Raw genomic sequence first — 16,995 nt, 5'->3', positions numbered from 1 at the left:
GCGCTCTACGGCGAAGGAACGCCGTCATGAACCATCATCCCACGACCAAGCCCTCGGCCGACACTCGTACAACCGCCCAATCCCACTTCCGCACGCTGCGGCTCGGCACGCCTTTCCAGCCGCGCATCGACGCGCTGGGGCTGAAGGAGGACTGGTACAATTGGGCCGGCTATCGCGCGCCGCATTCCCTGTGGGACGAGGAGCTCGAATATTTCGCCATCCGCAGCCAGGCGGCGCTGTTCGACATCTCGCCGATGACCAAATACCGGATCGAAGGCCCAGACGCCGAAGCCTATCTTGACCGCGTCACGCTGCGCGACGTGACAAAACTGAAACCCGGCCGCGTCCACTACACCGCCTGGTGCGACGACGACGGTTTCGTGCTCGACGACGGAACGCTGTTCCGGCTCTCGCCGACGCGCTTCCGCCTGGGTTCGCAGGAGCGGCATCTGCCCTGGCTGCTCGACAGCGCGATTGGCTACGAGGTCAGCGTCGAGGAAGAGACCGAAGCCGTCGCCGGCCTCGCGCTGCAGGGCCCGACCTCCTTCGCCATCCTGCGCGACGCGGGCTTCGCCGGCATCCAGCGGCTGAAAATCTTCGACCTTGCCGAATTCGCGCATGACGGTGGCACCGTGACCATCTCGCGCACCGGCTTCACCGGCGATCTCGGCTACGAATTGTTCGTGTCGGCCGACAAGGCGCTGAGCCTTTGGGACCGGCTGATGGCGGCGGGCGAGCTGCGCGGCATCCGCGCCATCGGCTACACCGCGCTGAACCGCGCCAGGCTAGAAGCCGGGCTGATCGTCGCCAATGCCGACTTCACAGCTGCCGAGCACGCCATTCGCGCCGACCGCCTGCGCATGCCCGACGAGATCGGCCTCGGCTTCATGATCGATTCGGACAAGGGCCACTTCAACGGCCGCCGCGCCATCCTCGAAGCGCGCGGCAGGAAGAAGCTGCGCCATGTGCTGGTTGGGCTGGAGATCGAAGGCAACATCCCGGCCGAGCATGCCATCGTTTACTACAGGAAGAGCCAGGAGGTCGGGCTGGTCAGCGCGGCGATGTGGTCGCCCATGGCCAAGCGCAACATCGCGCTCGCCTCCCTGCAGCGGCCCTATGGCGACACGATCGTCGACGATCTCTGGGTCGAGATCTACGCCATGCGCGAGCTGCAGTACCAGAAGCTGATGAAGAAGGCGAAGGTGGTGCCGCGGCCCTTCATCAAGCTCGACCGCCGCACCGCCAACCCGCCGGCGGACTTCTGACGATGGCAAGCGAAGCGGAAGACCTCGAGGCGGAAGCCGCCGAGCAGTGGCAGCTGGTCAACACGCCGCTCGGCGAGATGTGGTCCGGCCGCACCCGCTACGCGGCGGCGATGTATTTCTTCAAGCGCGGCGAGATGAATGCCGAGACGCTGGAGGTCTACCGCATCTGCGCCCGGCTCGATCAGGAGGACCCTCTGCCGGTCATCCGCGACCGCGGCGTTGGCAAAGACTGGCTGAAGCGAATGGGTTACGCGCAGTAGGCACGCTTCACCCTATGGTTCTTTCCAACACACTCAGCCAGTTGCGATAAGCGATCTTCTCGATCAGCGCGCGTCCGAAACCGCGCGCCGCGAGCGCATCGATGAGCTTGGGCAGGCCGGCGACGTCGCCGATCGGGGCCGGGATCATGGCGCCGTCGAAATCGGAGCCGAGACCCACGCCGTCCTCGCCCAGCGCCTGCAACAGCGAATCGATGTGGCGCACCATGATGTCGATGCTGGTGTCGGCGTTCATGCGGCCATCCTCGCGCAGGAAGCCGGTGGCGAAGTTAAGGCCGACCATGCCGCCCGATTCGCGGATCGCGCCGAGCTGCCAGTCGGTCAGGTTGCGCGAATGGCCGCAGATCGCATGCACGTTGGAATGAGTCGCGACCAGCGGCGCGTCGCTAAGCTCGCACACGTCGCGAAAACCCTTCTCGTTGAGATGCGACAGGTCGATCATGATCCTGAGCTGGTTGCATGCCTTGACCAGCGCCTTGCCGGCATCGGTGAGGCCAGGCCCGGTATCGGGCGAGGATGGGAAGCGGAACGGCACGCCATTGCCGAAGGCGTTCGGGCGGCTCCAGACGATGCCCAGCGAGCGCAGCCCGGCGGCGTGCAGCACGTCGAGCATGGCGAGTCCGGGATCGATCGCCTCGACGCCTTCGATATGGAAAATCGCCGCGATCGAGCCTTTCGCCATCGCGTCGCGCACATCGCCGGCGCTGCGGCAGACGGTCAGCGCGCCGGCGCGCTCCAGCCTGAACAGGATCGAGGCCATCCCTATGGTTGAGGTGATCGCTTCTGCCTGCGGCAGCTCGGGCGGCAACGGCTCGTTGTCGCTCGGCGCCGGCGGCACGGCGCCGCGCTTCGACTTTTCGACCGGCGGCGGAAAGATCGCGAACATGCCGCCGGCAAAGCCGCCCTTTCTGGCGCGCGGCAGGTCGATATGGCCACCCGGCGTTCCCTCGATGAACAGCTTTTCGACATCGGCTTCCTTCGACTGGTAGAGTCGCAGCAGCGTGTCGTTGTGTCCGTCGAAAACGGGGATCAGGTCGGTATCGGTCATCAGGGGAGCCATTCAAATCGGGGACAGGCGAGACGACAGGTTTCGTCCGAACGAACCGTCAACTTAGGCAAGATGGCCGGCCGGTGCAAATGGCAAGACTAGGCCTCTTCCTTCTCCCCTTGTGGGGTCGGAAGGACGGGGCGAGACCCGTGGCTCGCCCCTGGGCGGTGGATCGGCGCGCCAGCGTCGAGACGGATGAGGAGTGTTCCAGCGGAGTGAGACGCTGGCTTTCCCCGGAGCACCCCTCATCCGGCCGCTGCGCGGCCACCTTCCCCGCAAGGGGGGAAGGAAGAAATCCTCTACTGCTTCAGCACATCCGCCCATTCCGGGTGGCGGCGGAACTGGGCGTTGGCGAAGGGGCAGAGCGGGATGATCTTCTTGCCTGCGGCACGGGCATCCTCCACGGCGCGGGTGACGAGCCGAAGCCCGGCGCCCTGGCCGCGAAACACGTCCGGCACCTCGGTGTGGTCGATGATCAGCTGGTGCTCGCCGATCTTGGTGAAGGTCATCTCGGCCTCGGCGCCGCCGGGGCCGCGCAGCACATAGCGCCCCTTGGAGCCGTGGTCTTCCAGTTCGATCTCGGGCAATTGGTCAGCCATTGTTCTTGCCTCCTTCAGCGGGCGCGAGCGCGAACAGCTGCCGCGCCGCTTCGATTTCATTCGGCCGAACCTCATGCCCGCCGTCGTGCCATTCCACTGTGACATCCGCGCCGTCGGCACGCAAATAGGCCTCGAGCCGCGACGTCAGGTTAGGCGGGCAGATCGGGTCGCGCCTGCCGGCCGTGAGCAGGATATGGCGGCCGGCAAGGCTGCCTTGCACCTGAGGTTCGAACGGGATCAGCGGATGCATCAGCGCCGCGGCGTCGAACAGGCCGGGCTCGGCGAACACCACCGAAGCCAGGATGTTGGCGCCGTTGGAGTAGCCGAGGCCGAACACCGCCGATGGTTTTGCCGCTTCGACATGCGCCTTGACGAAGCCCACCATCTTCGATGTCGCGCGCGCCAGATCGTTCATGTCGTAGACGCCCTCGCCAGTGCGGCGGAAGAAACGGGCAGCACCATGCTCCGACACATCGCCACGCGGCGAGATGATTGTCGCCGAAGGTACGAGCTCGCGGCCGAAGCCAAGAAGCTGGTTCTCGTCCGCGCCGGTGCCGTGGAAGACAAAGAGCAGCGGGCTGCCCGGCGAACCGGGCAGCATTTTGTGGATGTAAGCGTCCTTGCTCATGGCTTCAGCCTTCCAGCTTCTGCAGGTGCTCTTCGAGATAAGGCCTAAGATGCTGATGCTGCGTCGGCAGCTTCAGCGCCTCGCCAAGATGGGCGGTATCCTCGTCGCGGTCGAAGCCCGGTTCGTTGGTTGCCACCTCGAACAGAACACCGCCCGGCGTGCGGAAATAGATCGCCCAGAAATAGTCGCGATCGATGACCGGCGTCACGCCATAGCCCGTGTCGATCAGCGCCTTGCGCACCTCGAGCTGCTTGGCGCGATCCTCGACCGCGAAGGCGACATGGTGCACCGAGCCGGCGCCGAGATTGGCGAAGCCGGCGCCCGGCAGCGATTCAATGTCGACGACATCGGCGCCATTGCCGTTCTTGATCGCCAGCCGGCGGATATTGCCGGACTTGTCGACCTCCTCATAGCCCATGAACTTCAAGAGCTCCTCGGTGGCGCCGCCGTCCTTCAGCCGGAGCGAGACCGAGTGAAAGCCGCGGATCGCCTCGTCGCCGGGAACGCCGCCCTTGACCCAGGGCGCTCTGCTGTCGGCCTTGTCCTCGACAAGCGCGAAGCTGTCGCCGTCCGGGCCGGTGAAGGTAAGCCGCTTTTCGCCAAAGCTTTCGGTGCGGGCGACATTGCCCACGCCCTCATCGGTGAAGCGCTTTTCCCAATAGGCGAGCGTGCCTTCCGGCACCGAGAACACGGTCGTGCCGACCTCGCCGACGCCGTGCCGGCCCTTGCCGATATCGGGGAACGGAAAATACGTCATCACCGAACCCGGCGTGCCGACCTCATCGGCATAGTAGAGGTGATAGACGTCCGGCGCGTCGAAATTGACGGTTTTCTTCACCCGGCGCAGGCCGAGCTTTTTCGTGAAGAACTCATTGTTGCGGCGTGCGTCGCTCGCCATCGAGGTGACGTGATGCAGGCCTTGGATCTGATTGAGCATGATCGTGCTCCTTCCCTTGTTCTTGCGCGGCCCTCGCCGCTGTCCACGCCAATATGAGGAGGGGCGGCTCTGCGGCAAAGCGGGCAAACACAGGATGGACTGTATCATAAACGTGAACGACCGTTCAAAATATGTTCACCAATCCATCACCAGCATCGGCTTGCAACCCAGGTGATTTCCGTTCCATCTGAGCGCTTCCACAAGGAGACGATCTTGGCCAATCCGACGAGCCGCCCGAATGTTCTCCTCATCACTTGCGACCAATGGCGTGGCGATTGCCTCTCGGCCGCCGGCCATCCGGTGGTGAAGACGCCAAATGCGGATGCGCTCGCCGCCGAGGGCGTGCTTTTCCGCCGCCACTATGGCGGGGCAGCGCCTTGTTCTCCGGCCCGCGCCTGTCTCTATACAGGCCTCTACCAGATGAACAATCGCGTCTGCCGCAACGGCACGCCGCTCGACGCGCGCCATGGCAACATCGCGCTTTCGGCGCGCGCGGCGGGCTACGATCCAACCCTGTTCGGCTACACCGATGTCTCGCTCGACCCGCGCCAGCTTGCGGCGGGGGATCCGCGCCTGCGCAGTTATGAAGGCGTGCTGCCTGGCTTCACCGTCCGACAGGCTTTGCCCGAGCATCAGAAGCAGTGGCTGTCATGGCTGCGCGCGCAAGGCATAGACACGAGCTCCGGCAGCCCTGGCATCCACCGTCCGGCCGGAGGGCAGGCGGAATGCGACGTGACCAACGCGCCGCCGGTCTATTCGAAGGACCAGACGCCGAGCGCTTTCCTGGCCGGCGAATTCATCCGCTGGCTTGGCGAGCAGGAGAAGGGCGCGCCATGGTTCGCGCACATCTCCTTCATCAGCCCGCACCCGCCCTTCATCGTGCCGGAGCCTTACAATACGATGTACGATCCGGCTGAAGGCCCCGCTTTCAAGCGGGCGGCAAATTGGCAAGCCGAAGCCGCAAGCCACCCCTATCTCGCCTATGATCTCGCCCTCCAGAAGAGAACGAAATTCGTTCCAGGCATGAAGGGCAACGTGCCGGACTGGAGCGAGGAGAATTTCCGCCGCATCCGCGCCATCTATTACGGCATGATTTCGGAAGTCGATGCGCAGCTCGGCCGTATCTGGCAGGCGATCAAATCGGCCGGCGCCTGGGACGACACCATCGTCGTCCTTACATCCGACCATGCCGAGATGATGGGCGACCATTTCATGCTGGGCAAAGGCGGCTTCTTCGATGCCAGTTACCACATTCCGCTGATCGTCCGCGACCCGCGCCGGAAAGCAGCGGCCGGTTCATCCGTGGATCATTTCACCGAAGCCGTCGACGTCTTTCCGACCTTGCTCGACCTGATCGGCGCCGCGCCGCAGCGCCATCTCGACGGCTGCCCGCTCACCCCGTGGCTTGACGGCGACCGCCCCGGGAACTGGCGCGACGCCGCGCATTGGGAATTCGACTTCCGCACGATCGCGGCAGGCGACGCCGAACGCCATTTCGGCATGGAGTCGCGCGACTGCAATCTCGCCGTCATCCGCTCGGCCGGCTTCAAATATGTCCATTTCGGCGGCGACCTGCCGGCGCTTCTGTTCGACCTGTCGCAAGACCCGAGAGAACTGAACAATGTGGCGAACGACCCCGCCTATCTGCCGGTGCGACTCGAGTTCGCGGAGAAGATGCTAGCCTGGCGCGCTACTCACCTCGACCAGTCGCTGGCCTTGGCGGAACTGACGGAGGATGGAGTGGCTGGGTGCGTTGCCAAGGCAGTAGGGCAGTAAGGCAGTATGGGAATCGCTCCCTACTGCCCTACTGCCCTATTCCTTTACTTCAGCATCATCCGCTGCTGGTCGCGATTGGCGGCATAACTGCTCTTGTCATAGGCCGTCTGCGCCTGCAGCTGTTCCTTGGTGAAGTTGGTGTAGAGATATTTCTTGCCGTTCTTGTCGGTCATGAATTTCAGCTTGTCCATGCCGAGCGCCACCTCCTTGGCGCCGATGCCGAGGAAGCCGCCGACATCGACGATGACCGCGTCCGGCTTGTTTTCGGGCGTCAGCACGACGTCGCCGATGGAACCGATCTCGGCGTCGTTGGCGCCATAGACCGTCGTACCCTTCAGATCATCGACCCTGATATTGCCCATGGGCATTTCGGTCAGCGTCGACTTGTCGATGGACGAGGTCTTGGTCTGGTCGGTTGCGGCGGTGCCATTGTCGGTGGGCTTGTTCTCAGCAGTGCTCTGGGCCGCCGGCGCCGCGGGCTTGTTCTCTGCCGTCGACTGGGCGGGCTCTGCCGGCTTGGCCCCCTTGTCGGAGGTCGTGTCCGAAGACACCACCGCGGGCGTGGTCGCCGCGGGAGCGTTGTTCGCGGCCGTGGTCGTGCCCGGCGCCGGGTCATAGGCCTTGCGGTTGAAGTCGGGCTGCGCCTGCAACTCCTCCTTGGTGGTCTCGGCCACCAGCCAGCGGTCGCCATTCTTCTCGGCCCATTTTGCCTTGGCGAAGTCATAGGCGACGTTCTTCTCACCAATGCCGAGGAAGCCCCCCACGCCGATCACGAGGGATTCAGCCTTGCCGTCCTTGGCAAGAACGATGTCGTTGACGTCGCCGATCTTCTGGGCGTCGTCCGCGGTGCCGTTATAGACCGACTCGCCCATGATGTTGGACGCGAGGTTGCCCTCGGCCTTCTTCACCGGCTCGGCCGGTGCGGCCGCCGGAGCCTGTGCTGTCGTGTTGTTGGCGGGCTGCGTGGCATCGGTCGCCTGCGCCGGCGCCGGGTCATAAGGCTTGCGATCGAATGCCGGCAGGGCGTTCAACTCATCCTTGGTCGATTTGGCGACCAGCCAGCGGTCGCCATTCTTCTCGGCCCATTCCAGCTTCGCGTAGTCGAAGGCGACGTCTTTCTTGCCGACGCCGAGAAAACCGCCGACCCCGATGATGGCGGATTTGGCCTTGCCGCTGGAATCGAAGACGACATCATCGACCTTGCCGATGTTCTGGGCGTCGTCACCGGTGCCATTATAGACAGACTCGCCGATGATATTGGACATCAGCGCGCCGTCGGCGCGCGGCACCGGAGCCGTGGTTTCGGCGGCGGGGGCCTGTTGCGCCGGAGCGGTTGTCGTCTGCGCAAGGGCGCCGGTTGCGAGCAGTGTAGCGATCGCGGTGGTCGCAAAAAGAGTGCGGATCATGATGGTCTCTCCTCGTGCCTGATTTGTGCATGCTGCTTACCCGGCGAGCCTCTGGACGGCGGGTCGGGAGCGGCAGTGTCGACAGGTTCACAACGTTGTGACAGGGGTGTTGTTCCAACCACGACACGTTCACGAGCGTCTGGGTTGCCAAACCTACGCTGGAACCTTTGCGGCCGCATCCTCGTTCCAGCCTTCGGCTGAGGGTCTGACGGCTCAAGGCGGCTTGAACCGAATACGGAGCGGATATGCGGTTTGCTGCGGTGCTTAATCATGACGGCGGCACGCTCCGAACCGTCGACATGGAAGCTTTCTCCGGACAGTTGCGTCAGACGCTTGAAGCGGCGGGACATTCGGTCGAGATCGACATCGTCGCCGGCCGGGATGTCGCTGCCGCGCTGGAGAAGGCCATCGCCAGGCGCAACATCGACGTGATCCTCGCCGGTGGCGGCGACGGCACGATCTCGACCGCGGCGTCCCTTCTCATGAACAAGAAGAAGGCATTGGCCATTTTACCTGCGGGGACGATGAACCTCTTCGCGCGCGGCCTGGGCATTCCGCAGACACTGGAGGCAGCGCTGCGGTCCTTTGCCGATGGCGAGGTGATCGCCGTCGACATGGCGAGCGCCAATGGCCAGCCTTTCGTGCATCAGTTCTCGATTGGCATGCATGCCAAGATGGTCCAGTTGCGCGAGAAAATGGATTTCGGCTCGCGCCTTGGAAAGATGCAGGCATCCGTGCGCGCCGCCTGGGCGGCGATCAAGAATCCACCGGCGCTGAAAGTGAGCCTGAGCGTCGGCAAGGCGGAGATCGTGACGCGCACGACCGGCATCGGCATTTCCAACAACCTGTTCGGCGAGGGCCACCTGCCCTATGCCGACAACCCGGCCGGCGGCGTGCTCGGCATCTATGTCAGCGTCGCGCGCCGGCGTCACCATCTGGCAAAACTGCTGCTGGACATGCTGCGCGGCCGGCTGCGCCAAAGTGCCCATGTCGAAGTTCATCAGGCCGGCAAGGTTGTCCTCAAGGTCCTCTCGCCCGCCAGGAAATTCAGCGCCGTCCTCGACGGCGAACTGATCAGGCTCGAGCGCGAAACCACGATCGAGATCCACCCCGCCGCGTTGAACGTGCTTGTTCCGTCGAGCGGCGTCAGCGCAAAGGCAGCTTGAAGACGGCGCTGCTTCAGGGTTTTGCGGTCGATTGGCCTGGAGCGGCGCCCTGCTCGGTGCCAGGCGGCTGCGGCACATGCTGCTCGCCGGAAGCCGGCGACTTTATCAATTCCCCGTAAATCTCCACCGCACCCCACGCAATGAAGGCCAGCAACAGGCCGGCTACGAGAATCCTTAAAGCGTGCCAACCCCAGCGCCCCTGGCGGGCTTTGTCTTCAGGAACGATCTTGGTCATGATTGGCCTCCATGTTGCGTGTCTGGCCAAGCGTTTCGGGCACGGCACGATCGGGTAACGAGACCTTGCCGTGAAGGTTCCGAGCGGGAGATCATTGGACGAATGAGCCTGCGGCAGGCGTTCGAAGCTCGCCAGCAAGCCAGCCGCGATAGTCATGCCCAAGCAGCCCGCCACGCTGGAGACCTCGACAGCCTAATGCAGATCGTCCGGACCTTGCCTGGGCGGCGGGGGCCTGGTGTTCTCCCGATAGATGGCGTAGGCGACGACAGCCAGGGCGGGCGCCGCAATGGCTGCCAGCCCGCCCTTGCTCCTGGCAAGCGCCGGAAGCAGGGCAAGCGCGGCGGTAACACCCACCGCCGTCATGTCGGCCTGTCGCCGTCGCGCGCGGCGTTTGCCGCGCGCGCTGGCGGTCAGCTTGTGGATGACGATGATCAGCCCGGCAATCACCAGGAACCCGATGCCGAACCCCAGGCTGGTCGCCAACGGCCCGTAGCGCGCCGCCAGCCAGATATAGACGGCGCCGATGAGGAAGCCGACGCCGCAGAGGGCGAAGATGGCGGCAAGCCCATAAAGGATGGCGGTTATCCGCGCCCTTTGCAAAGCAGCCATTGCCTCGCCCGAGGCAAGGGCTGAGATCAGCGAGACAAGCGTCCCCATCTGAGGCTAGCGGCGGGAAAGAAGAGCGAAGAGGAAACCGACGCCCGCGGCGATCGCCAGCGACGTCACCGGCTTCTCACGGACTTTGGCGATCAGTTGTGCCTCAATGTCCTCGGCGCTTCCTCGCATGCTCTCGAACGCGGCTTCGCCTTGCGCGCGCAGCTGTTCGACGCCGTCCGCGGCGGCGCGCCGCGCGGCGCCGTAGCCGTGCTGGCCCGTCCTGGCCAGTTGCTCGGTGAGTTTCTGAATATCCGCCTTCAACTGCTCGATATCGGCTTCGAGATCGGCGGTGGTTGCTTGGTCCGTTGCGGATTTGCCTGCGGCGCTTGCCATTCTCTAACTCCTTGCGTTTGCGTTGGTTTCAACGCCCGTTCTGCACCATGGTTCCGGGTCTGGCCTCTCACAGCACCCTAGGGCGTCTTCAGATTCAGGTCAGGTCAGGCCGAGTCGAAAATGGTGGCTTCCGAGAACCGGAGCGGAGCGTACTTAAAGTACGTGAGCACCGGAAGCGCAGGAAGCTACCATTTGCAGGCCGGCCTCACCTGAATCTGAACACGTCCTAAATCAGCGGCCTGCGGTCCTCCCCCAGCCCTTCCCAGCGGGCCAGCTTCTTCAGCCCATCATAGTCGATCACTTCACAGCCACCCATCCCGCCACAGGACCAATTTGCGGTCCATCAGCTTGCGGATCGTCTTGTTGGTGTGAACAAGCGAGAGGCCAAGCGTGTCGGCGACGTGCTGTTGCGTGATCGGGATCTGCACCGGCGTCTTGCCGTTGAGGCCGGCGCCACGAGCCCGACTGGCGATGAAGGCGATAAGATAGGCGGCGCGCTCGAGCGCGGTGCGACGGCCGATGCTGAGCAGGTTCTCGTCCAGCATTCGCTCCTCGCGCGAAGCGATCCAGGTTATGTCGTAGGCAAGGCCGGAGTGATTGCGGTAGAGTTCCTGCAACTGCTCGCGTTCGAAGACGCAAAGCAGCATCGGCGACAGGGCTTCGATGGAATGCTGCATCTCGCCCATCAGGCTGCCCTGCAGGCCGATGAGGTCCCCGGGCATGGAAAAATTGAGGATCTGCCGCCGCCCGTCGGGCAACAGCTTGTAGCGGAAAGCCCAGCCCGACAGCACCGTGTAGAGATGGGCGCTGTGGCTGCCTTCGACCAGCACCGTCGCCCCCTTGTCGACGGCAAGCTCACCGCGCTTGAAGGTGTTGATGAATGACAGTTCCTGCTTGTCGAACTCGCGGAATGCAGGCAGAGGCCGCAATGGGCACTTTTCGCAACGATATTGACGGCTGGCGATCGGACGTGCGCTTTGGCTGGACATTTCGACCCCTCTTCGAAATCCCTGCCCTTGCGGGCGCAGAAAAACGCCTGAGACCGGCAGGGGTTCCGCAGGCTTCCACGCCTGTGCTTTTAGCCATGTCTTTTTTTAATGACATGCCAACACATTCCGCGCATCAGTGCGGTCCTGCCAGGAGAAACCGATAAGTGCCAGCACTGCTTGACGGACTGCGTATCCTCGTCTTGGAAGACGAGTTCCTGATCGCGATGGATGTCGAGCAGCTTTGCCGCGACCATGGCGCGGCGGAGGTGACGATCGCCCGGGAGATCGTCGAGATCGACGGGCAAGCGCTGTCCGCGCGATTCGACGCGGCGGTTGTCGACCTTATGCTCGGCGGCGTCTCGACCCTGGATTTCGCCGCCCGGCTGCGCAGCGAGGGCGTGCCGTTCGTATTCGCGTCCGGCTATTCGGATCCGGAGGAAATCCGGGGTTCGTTCCCCGACATCCGCCTGGTGACCAAGCCTTACTCGGGCGAGGATCTGATCGAAGCCGTGGCCATGGCCTGCGGCCGGGTCCCCTCGGCCTGACGCAGGGTTCGCCGAATCCGCCCTACAGGCTGCCCGTTCACCTTCGCTACGGGCTTGCGCGAACCGGGGATCCTTCCGCAGATTCCAGATGCGCCAAGCGCCCCGATGACGATCAGCACCGCACCGGCGGCAACCCCATAGGAAACATCACCGACGCCGAGCAGCGCGAGCAGGGACAACGCGGCCAACGGCGTCGCATAGGCGATTGCCGAGATCAGCGCGGTATGGCCTGTTCTGGTCGCCCGATCCCAAAGCGCGTTGGAAAGCGTCAACGGAACGATCCCTATGGCTGCGATCGCCAGCAGCTGGGATGAGGAAAGGCTGATCGGCGGCTCGAAACCGAAGTGCAAGGCCAGCGCAAGCACCGCCAGAAGTCCCATTGACGGCCCGATGACGTCCTCGGCCTCCCGACCATCCGAGCGGACCGCGGCATAGATGGCGAAGGTAAGGCCGCTCAATAATGCCAGGAACACGCCAAAAAGGTCGAAGCCGAGCGCAAAGCTGGGGCCGATCGCAACCACCGCGCCGACGAAGCCGAGGACAATGCTGCCCAGGCGCGACGGGCCGAGCCGTTCACGCCGCTTCCGGGCCATGATGAGCACCAGCATCACCGGCCACAGATAAGCGACGACATTCGCCTCCGCCGGCCCGATCCTGGGCATGGCGAAGAGATAAAGGACATTGTTGACGAGGAGGCCGACGCTGACCAGAAGGACCGTGCGGAACGGCGTGGCGACGAAGGAGGCGGTGCGCCTACGCATGAACGCCATGAAAAGCGCGGCGACAAAGCCTATGGCCGCAGCCAGCCCAAAGACCAGGAACGGAGGCGCGGGGCTCGCCAGCGTGGCCAGTGTCGGCCATGTCGCCCAGAAAAGCACGGCCCCCACGGCAAGGGCGGCCGCCCTGGCTCGCGGACCGAGCGGCCGCAGCCCGTCCAAGGGCAGTTGGAGGCGGAAGACCGATGCTGCAGATACTGTTTCCATACCGCCGAATAGAATAGAACTGCGGCCTGACCTGACAAGCAAGTCCTCGTGAATACCGAGCTCGGCGAGCCGATCACGCCCGCCGAAATGGCCGGTATCGCACTTAGGGACGCCAGGCGGCGCTCCGCGCCCCGAAAATCAGGCCGCGTTCGAGCCTGTCACTTGCGCCGAGATCGCGTCGGGTCCGAACTCGTCCTCGCCGGAAATCTTGAGGATCTCCTGCAGCCTAGTGCGCGCCCGGCTGACCCGGCTCTTGATCGTGCCGACCGCGCAGCCGCAGATTTCGGCGGCTTCCTCGTAGGAAAAGCCGGAAGCGCCGATCAGGATGATGGCTTCGCGCTGGTCCTCGGGCAGTTGCTCGAGCGCGCCGCGGAAATCCTTGAGGTCGAGCTGACCGTGCTGGGCCGGATGGACGGCAAGCCTGGCGGTCATGATGCCGTCGCTGTCCTGCACTTCGCGGCCGCGCTTGCGCATCTGCGAATAGAATTCGTTGCGCAGGATGGTGAACAGCCAGGCCTTGAGATTGGTGCCCGGCTGGAAACTCTCATGCTTGTCCCACGCCTTGACCAGCGTTTCCTGGACGAGGTCGTCGGCACGGTCGGCGTTCTGCGTCAGCGACACGGCAAAAGCACGCAGGCTCGGGATCGCACCGAGTAGCTCGGTCTTGAAGCTCTGGGATACCGCCGCCATGCCTCAGTCCTTTTTCTGGGCAGGTTCGGTCTGTTCCAGCTGGCTGAGCAACTGAGCGAAACGGTCCGGCACATGATCCGAGACCAGCTCGTCGTAATATTGCTTGAGCTTGCGGGCAATTTCGGAGTTTGCTCCAAGCGGGTTGCCATCCCCGTTCCGATGCCTGCTCTTGGCATCAGCCATCTGTTTTTTTGACATTTCTTTCATGTTAGCCCTAGTTTCCAGCACCGGAACCGCTCTTCGACTTCAAACCACAACGCAAGCGGAACCCTCGTCTGGTTGCCCAACCCGAGACCCCGAAACGCAGGCCTGCTAATTTAGTTCCATGGCTGGCGGAACTTTTTCCGGAAGCCGGCGTTGGTTTTCCAGGGGCTGGCAACAGCATGGCCTTGAACGTGCAACGTCATCTGAGGGAGACGTAAATAATGAGTTTGTCCGCAACCATCGCTCCGCATCTTCCGTTCCTGCGCCGCTTCTCGCGCGCGGTGTCCGGATCGCAGGAAAGCGGTGACGCGCTGGTCGCCGCGATGCTGGAAGCCATCATCGCCGACACTAATATCTTTCCCGAAGCCTCCAGCGACCGTATTGCGATATATAAGGTGTTTGCCAGGCTCTTCACCTCAGTTGCCATCCGCGTGCCGCAGGAGCAGGCTCAGACAGCCTGGGAGCAGCGGGCGGCCGCCAATCTGAACGCGATCGCGCCCTTGCCGAGGCAGGCTTTCCTTCTTGTCGCCGTGGAGGGTTTCAGCGAGGACGAGGCCGCGGAGGTTCTCGACGTCGACGACGACGAGTTCTCGGAGTTGCTTGCGCAGGCAAGCAGCGAGATTTCGCGACAGGTCGCGACCGATGTGCTGATCATCGAGGACGAGCCGCTGATTGCCATGGACATCGAGGAGATGGTCGAAAGCCTCGGCCACCGGGTCGTTGGCACGGCACGTACACATGCCGAGGCAGTGGCCATGTTCGGCAAGACGCGGCCGAAAATGGTACTGGCCGACATACAGCTCGCCGACGGCAGCTCTGGCATCGAGGCCGTCAACGAGATCTTGTCGTCGACACCGGTGCCGGTGATCTTCATCACCGCCTTCCCGGAACGCCTGCTGACCGGCGAACGCCCTGAGCCGGCCTTCCTGGTCACCAAGCCTTTCAATCCCGACATGGTCAAGGCTCTGATCAGCCAGGCCCTGTTCTTCGACCGGCAGGCCAAGGCCGCCGCCTGATCCGCTCCGAATGCTGGACCGTTTTGAGCGTCAGCGGGGCCTTCGCGCCTCGCATGACGCTCATCAGTTTGCGATCTGAAAAGTCCCTTCAAAGGGGATCGTCTTTTTCAGCAAATGGTGGAACAAACGGCACCGACCCACGTTCTTTTCCCGACATAACAAGGAGACGCATCATGCTGTACTGGGCGCTCGTATTTCTCGTAGTTGCGATCATCGCCGGCGCGCTTGGGTTCGGCGGCATCGCCGGCACGTCGGCGGGCATCGCGCAAATCCTGTTCTTCATCTTCCTCGCCTTCCTGGTGATTTCGCTCATCGCGGGCCTCTTCAGGAGAGCCTGACGCGACACTGGAAGCCGCACCCCTCAAACGGTTTCCAGCCACCGCCGGGCGGCGTCTCGAAAGAGCGCCGTCCGGCGGACCGTTTTGGAGAGCCTGCGGCGTCGGAACCAGTTGCGGATTGAAACCGTTCAAGGACCGAGTGCGGGGATGTTCCGATGCCTCCCGAGGATCCCACCAAGGACAGGACTGAAAGGCGTGACGGCGAGGTGATCGCGATGCATCCCGCCGAAAGCGGGATGCAGGTGGGGCGAGCCTTGCTTCATGCCCTGCACAATGCCGGAATCTCGGTTCTTTATCAGGATCGGCAGATGAAAACAGTCTGGGCGCGCAACATGGGCGCGCCGTGGGCCTCCGAAACCGCCGACGGCAAGGACCAGCTTTCGCCGACGCAGGCCGAACGTATAAGCGCCGTCAAGCTCAAGGTGATCGAATCCGGCAACGCCGACCAGCTCGAGCTCAGCATTCCAGGAAGCCAGGGCGTCCGTTGGTTCCAGCTTTGGGTCGATGCCGACCGCGGCGACGCCGGCGAAGTCCTCGGCGTCGTCACTACCATGGTGGAAACGACGGAGCAGAAACGTCGCGAGCAGACGCTGAAGGCATTGCTGCGCGAAGTCAGTCACCGATCGAAAAACCTCCTGGCCATCATCCAGAGCATCGCCACACAGACAGGACGCTACGCGGAGACGCTCGGTGAGTTCCTGGCGCGGTTTCGCGGCCGGCTGCAATCGCTCGCGTCCTCGCAGGATCTGGTCACATCCTCCAACTGGCGGGGAGCGGCGCTGCAGGAACTCGTATCCGGCCAGGTCGGCCGCTACAGCGCCGATCTGGCCCGGAGCCTGCGGTTCGCGGGCGACAATCCCTATCTTAACCCCAATGCCGCCCTGCATATCGGCTTGGCGATGCACGAATTGGCTGTGAACTCGGTGAGCTACGGCGCGCTGTCGCGAGCTGACGGCCATGTCGAAGTGAGCGCAAGGCTTGAACCCGAAAGCGGAAGCTCGCCCAGCCTTTTGCTGACCTGGACGGAGGCGGTCGGCGACGCGCCGCGCAATGAGAAGCGCTTCGGCAGCGTGGCGCTGGAGCGCGTCGTGCCGATGTCGCTGAACGGCTCCGCGACGCTCGAAATCGGCAAGGACCGTATGGAATACCGCCTCACCGTCCCGCATGGAAATTTCGAGACGGATTGATTGCGCCCTATGGCGCCAGGCTTCGCAGGCGAAGGCGCTTAACCCCCCCTGTTCACCATAAAGTCCGATCCTGAGTCGCCGGCTGGCGATGCGCCGGAAACCCATCCGCGCCTCCCGGCGCGCGATCTGGGAGACTGAAAAGATTGTTGCCGATATGAACAAGCTGGAGCAGGTCGCCTGTCTCGATGAGCGGCTTCCAGGAGGCCGAGCCTCAGCCGGCGCCGCGATCATCCCGTCTTTCGCTCCGGCTTGGCGCGGTCGCGCTTCTCGCCGCCGTGGCCCTGACTGCCGTCTGGCAATTGTTCTGATCCCTGCATGCGGCAGCTGGCATGTCGACCAAAGCTGCGCGGCGGCTTTGGGTAAACGTCCATAAGGAACAGGACTTGTTGCGCGTCGTCTGATTCCCTTCGACACTACGCTTTGAACCCGGCCCCGGAACTTTCGCTCGCCGAGAATCGTTGTTTGCGGCGAGAGGTTTGGAGCCATGGAACACATCGCCGCACTGCTCTTCGTCGTCGGTTGCTCGAGCACAATGACCGATTGTCGCGAGCTCCAGGTGCCAGTCAGCGTCTTCGAGACCGAGCAGGCCTGTACGGCCGAACGGCCCTTCGCCCTCGGCGACCTGCAGGGCCAGGCCCCGCACATCGTCGGCAAGTGCCTTACCGTCGATCCGGCCCTGGAAGATGATTACGATCAGATCGCCTAGAACGTGCGG

Annotated in this window: 20 protein-coding genes and 1 pseudogene; 9 read left to right on the top strand and 12 right to left on the bottom strand. The window is 63.6% G+C overall.

Features of this window, described 5'->3' with window-relative positions; translation table 11 throughout:
- Positions 1 to 26: 26 nt before the first annotated feature.
- Positions 27 to 1,265: an aminomethyltransferase family protein gene (locus tag EJ072_RS19565; protein ID WP_126080891.1), complete on the top strand. Its 1,239-nt coding sequence runs from the start codon at positions 27 to 29 to the stop codon at positions 1,263 to 1,265.
- A gap of 2 nt (positions 1,266 to 1,267) precedes the next feature.
- A complete protein-coding gene (locus EJ072_RS19560) occupies positions 1,268 to 1,525 on the top strand; it encodes a hypothetical protein (RefSeq protein ID WP_126080890.1) in 258 nt (85 codons plus the stop codon).
- Between the two features lie 7 nt (positions 1,526 to 1,532).
- Here the strand turns inward: EJ072_RS19560 and EJ072_RS19555 are convergent, their stop codons facing one another.
- The 4 genes from EJ072_RS19555 to EJ072_RS19540 form a co-directional block, all read right to left on the bottom strand.
- Positions 1,533 to 2,591 carry a dipeptidase gene (locus EJ072_RS19555; protein WP_126080889.1) on the bottom strand — a complete coding sequence of 353 codons (1,059 nt, stop codon included), beginning with the start codon at positions 2,589 to 2,591 and terminating at the stop codon, positions 1,533 to 1,535.
- Positions 2,592 to 2,890: 299 nt separating this feature from the next.
- Positions 2,891 to 3,190: a GNAT family N-acetyltransferase gene (locus EJ072_RS19550; protein WP_040998912.1), complete on the bottom strand. Its 300-nt coding sequence runs from the start codon at positions 3,188 to 3,190 to the stop codon at positions 2,891 to 2,893.
- Positions 3,183 to 3,818, bottom strand: coding sequence for an alpha/beta hydrolase (locus EJ072_RS19545; protein ID WP_126080888.1), 636 nt, complete (start codon positions 3,816 to 3,818; stop codon positions 3,183 to 3,185). Before EJ072_RS19545 ends, EJ072_RS19550 begins: the two co-directional genes overlap by 8 nt.
- 4 nt (positions 3,819 to 3,822) lie before the next feature.
- The gene (locus tag EJ072_RS19540) at positions 3,823 to 4,755 is read right to left on the bottom strand and encodes a VOC family protein (protein WP_126080887.1); all 933 of its coding nucleotides are present in this window, start codon (positions 4,753 to 4,755) and stop codon (positions 3,823 to 3,825) included.
- A gap of 213 nt (positions 4,756 to 4,968) precedes the next feature.
- On the opposite strand from EJ072_RS19540, the gene EJ072_RS19535 reads away from it, so the two are divergent.
- Positions 4,969 to 6,531, top strand: a complete 1,563-nt coding sequence (locus tag EJ072_RS19535) for an alkaline phosphatase family protein (protein ID WP_126080886.1) — start codon at positions 4,969 to 4,971, stop codon at positions 6,529 to 6,531.
- Between the two features lie 44 nt (positions 6,532 to 6,575).
- Here EJ072_RS19535 and EJ072_RS19530 read toward each other — a convergent pair whose 3' ends face one another.
- The gene (locus EJ072_RS19530) at positions 6,576 to 7,937 is read right to left on the bottom strand and encodes a PRC-barrel domain-containing protein (RefSeq protein ID WP_126080885.1); all 1,362 of its coding nucleotides are present in this window, start codon (positions 7,935 to 7,937) and stop codon (positions 6,576 to 6,578) included.
- A 245-nt stretch (positions 7,938 to 8,182) separates the two neighbouring features.
- Between EJ072_RS19530 and EJ072_RS19525 the strand changes: the two genes are divergently transcribed.
- On the top strand, positions 8,183 to 9,103 hold the full coding sequence (locus EJ072_RS19525; RefSeq protein WP_126080884.1) for a diacylglycerol kinase family protein: 921 nt from the start codon (positions 8,183 to 8,185) through the stop codon (positions 9,101 to 9,103).
- Positions 9,104 to 9,116: 13 nt separating this feature from the next.
- On the opposite strand, the gene EJ072_RS19520 is transcribed toward EJ072_RS19525, so the two are convergent.
- The 4 genes and pseudogenes from EJ072_RS19520 to EJ072_RS19505 all read right to left on the bottom strand — a co-directional run bounded on the left by EJ072_RS19520 (position 9,117) and on the right by EJ072_RS19505 (position 11,317).
- Complete coding sequence (locus tag EJ072_RS19520) at positions 9,117 to 9,338, bottom strand: hypothetical protein (protein ID WP_126080883.1); 222 nt, start codon at positions 9,336 to 9,338, stop codon at positions 9,117 to 9,119.
- A gap of 192 nt (positions 9,339 to 9,530) precedes the next feature.
- Complete coding sequence (locus tag EJ072_RS19515) at positions 9,531 to 9,995, bottom strand: phage holin family protein (protein WP_126080882.1); 465 nt, start codon at positions 9,993 to 9,995, stop codon at positions 9,531 to 9,533.
- 6 nt (positions 9,996 to 10,001) lie between these two features.
- On the bottom strand, positions 10,002 to 10,328 hold the full coding sequence (locus EJ072_RS19510) for a DUF883 C-terminal domain-containing protein (protein ID WP_126080881.1): 327 nt from the start codon (positions 10,326 to 10,328) through the stop codon (positions 10,002 to 10,004).
- Between the two features lie 226 nt (positions 10,329 to 10,554).
- Positions 10,555 to 11,317, bottom strand: a pseudogene (locus EJ072_RS19505) (Crp/Fnr family transcriptional regulator).
- 164 nt (positions 11,318 to 11,481) lie between these two features.
- Here EJ072_RS19505 and EJ072_RS19500 point away from each other — a divergent pair.
- A complete protein-coding gene (locus EJ072_RS19500) occupies positions 11,482 to 11,862 on the top strand; it encodes a response regulator (RefSeq protein ID WP_126080880.1) in 381 nt (126 codons plus the stop codon).
- On the opposite strand, the gene EJ072_RS19495 is transcribed toward EJ072_RS19500, so the two are convergent.
- From EJ072_RS19495 to EJ072_RS19485, 3 genes are all read right to left on the bottom strand, one after another.
- Positions 11,799 to 12,845 (bottom strand): DMT family transporter, encoded by a 1,047-nt coding sequence (locus EJ072_RS19495; RefSeq protein ID WP_126080879.1) that lies wholly within the window; start codon positions 12,843 to 12,845, stop codon positions 11,799 to 11,801. The two genes, EJ072_RS19500 and EJ072_RS19495, sit on opposite strands and share 64 nt — an antisense overlap.
- A gap of 138 nt (positions 12,846 to 12,983) precedes the next feature.
- On the bottom strand, positions 12,984 to 13,535 hold the full coding sequence (locus EJ072_RS19490) for an RNA polymerase sigma factor (protein ID WP_027166584.1): 552 nt from the start codon (positions 13,533 to 13,535) through the stop codon (positions 12,984 to 12,986).
- Between the two features lie 3 nt (positions 13,536 to 13,538).
- Complete coding sequence (locus EJ072_RS19485) at positions 13,539 to 13,742, bottom strand: NepR family anti-sigma factor (RefSeq protein ID WP_042641626.1); 204 nt, start codon at positions 13,740 to 13,742, stop codon at positions 13,539 to 13,541.
- A gap of 218 nt (positions 13,743 to 13,960) precedes the next feature.
- On the opposite strand from EJ072_RS19485, the gene EJ072_RS19480 reads away from it, so the two are divergent.
- From EJ072_RS19480 to EJ072_RS19465, 4 genes are all read left to right on the top strand, one after another.
- Complete coding sequence (locus EJ072_RS19480) at positions 13,961 to 14,755, top strand: response regulator (RefSeq protein ID WP_126080878.1); 795 nt, start codon at positions 13,961 to 13,963, stop codon at positions 14,753 to 14,755.
- Between the two features lie 173 nt (positions 14,756 to 14,928).
- The gene (locus tag EJ072_RS19475; RefSeq protein WP_018429836.1) at positions 14,929 to 15,093 is read left to right on the top strand and encodes a DUF1328 domain-containing protein; all 165 of its coding nucleotides are present in this window, start codon (positions 14,929 to 14,931) and stop codon (positions 15,091 to 15,093) included.
- A gap of 155 nt (positions 15,094 to 15,248) precedes the next feature.
- Positions 15,249 to 16,280 carry a sensor histidine kinase gene (locus tag EJ072_RS19470; protein ID WP_126080877.1) on the top strand — a complete coding sequence of 344 codons (1,032 nt, stop codon included), beginning with the start codon at positions 15,249 to 15,251 and terminating at the stop codon, positions 16,278 to 16,280.
- Between the two features lie 484 nt (positions 16,281 to 16,764).
- On the top strand, positions 16,765 to 16,986 hold the full coding sequence (locus EJ072_RS19465) for a hypothetical protein (protein ID WP_245466911.1): 222 nt from the start codon (positions 16,765 to 16,767) through the stop codon (positions 16,984 to 16,986).
- The last annotated feature ends 9 nt before the right edge of the window (positions 16,987 to 16,995 follow it).

The organism is Mesorhizobium sp. M2A.F.Ca.ET.046.03.2.1, from assembly GCF_003952425.1.
In the GTDB taxonomy this organism is placed as follows: Bacteria; Pseudomonadota; Alphaproteobacteria; order Rhizobiales; family Rhizobiaceae; genus Mesorhizobium.
The sequence above is the reverse complement of the archived record's forward strand: the minus strand, read 5'-3'. Positions and strand labels throughout refer to the sequence as shown.

What these genes read in the sequence shown, in the direction of transcription:
- EJ072_RS19560 (WP_126080890.1), top strand. Translation starts at nt 1,268, where the DNA reads ATGGCAAGCGAAGCGGAAGACCTCGAGGCGGAAGCCGCCGAGCAGTGG.
- EJ072_RS19530 (WP_126080885.1), bottom strand. Translation starts at nt 7,937, where the DNA reads ATGATCCGCACTCTTTTTGCGACCACCGCGATCGCTACACTGCTCGCA.
- EJ072_RS19485 (WP_042641626.1), bottom strand. Translation starts at nt 13,742, where the DNA reads ATGAAAGAAATGTCAAAAAAACAGATGGCTGATGCCAAGAGCAGGCAT.
- EJ072_RS19510 (WP_126080881.1), bottom strand. Translation starts at nt 10,328, where the DNA reads ATGGCAAGCGCCGCAGGCAAATCCGCAACGGACCAAGCAACCACCGCC.
- EJ072_RS19520 (WP_126080883.1), bottom strand. Translation starts at nt 9,338, where the DNA reads ATGACCAAGATCGTTCCTGAAGACAAAGCCCGCCAGGGGCGCTGGGGT.
- EJ072_RS19565 (WP_126080891.1), top strand. Translation starts at nt 27, where the DNA reads ATGAACCATCATCCCACGACCAAGCCCTCGGCCGACACTCGTACAACC.
- EJ072_RS19480 (WP_126080878.1), top strand. Translation starts at nt 13,961, where the DNA reads ATGAGTTTGTCCGCAACCATCGCTCCGCATCTTCCGTTCCTGCGCCGC.
- EJ072_RS19545 (WP_126080888.1), bottom strand. Translation starts at nt 3,818, where the DNA reads ATGAGCAAGGACGCTTACATCCACAAAATGCTGCCCGGTTCGCCGGGC.
- EJ072_RS19540 (WP_126080887.1), bottom strand. Translation starts at nt 4,755, where the DNA reads ATGCTCAATCAGATCCAAGGCCTGCATCACGTCACCTCGATGGCGAGC.
- EJ072_RS19470 (WP_126080877.1), top strand. Translation starts at nt 15,249, where the DNA reads ATGCCTCCCGAGGATCCCACCAAGGACAGGACTGAAAGGCGTGACGGC.
- EJ072_RS19555 (WP_126080889.1), bottom strand. Translation starts at nt 2,591, where the DNA reads ATGACCGATACCGACCTGATCCCCGTTTTCGACGGACACAACGACACG.
- EJ072_RS19515 (WP_126080882.1), bottom strand. Translation starts at nt 9,995, where the DNA reads ATGGGGACGCTTGTCTCGCTGATCTCAGCCCTTGCCTCGGGCGAGGCA.
- EJ072_RS19550 (WP_040998912.1), bottom strand. Translation starts at nt 3,190, where the DNA reads ATGGCTGACCAATTGCCCGAGATCGAACTGGAAGACCACGGCTCCAAG.
- EJ072_RS19490 (WP_027166584.1), bottom strand. Translation starts at nt 13,535, where the DNA reads ATGGCGGCGGTATCCCAGAGCTTCAAGACCGAGCTACTCGGTGCGATC.
- EJ072_RS19475 (WP_018429836.1), top strand. Translation starts at nt 14,929, where the DNA reads ATGCTGTACTGGGCGCTCGTATTTCTCGTAGTTGCGATCATCGCCGGC.
- EJ072_RS19525 (WP_126080884.1), top strand. Translation starts at nt 8,183, where the DNA reads ATGCGGTTTGCTGCGGTGCTTAATCATGACGGCGGCACGCTCCGAACC.
- EJ072_RS19465 (WP_245466911.1), top strand. Translation starts at nt 16,765, where the DNA reads ATGGAACACATCGCCGCACTGCTCTTCGTCGTCGGTTGCTCGAGCACA.
- EJ072_RS19495 (WP_126080879.1), bottom strand. Translation starts at nt 12,845, where the DNA reads ATGGAAACAGTATCTGCAGCATCGGTCTTCCGCCTCCAACTGCCCTTG.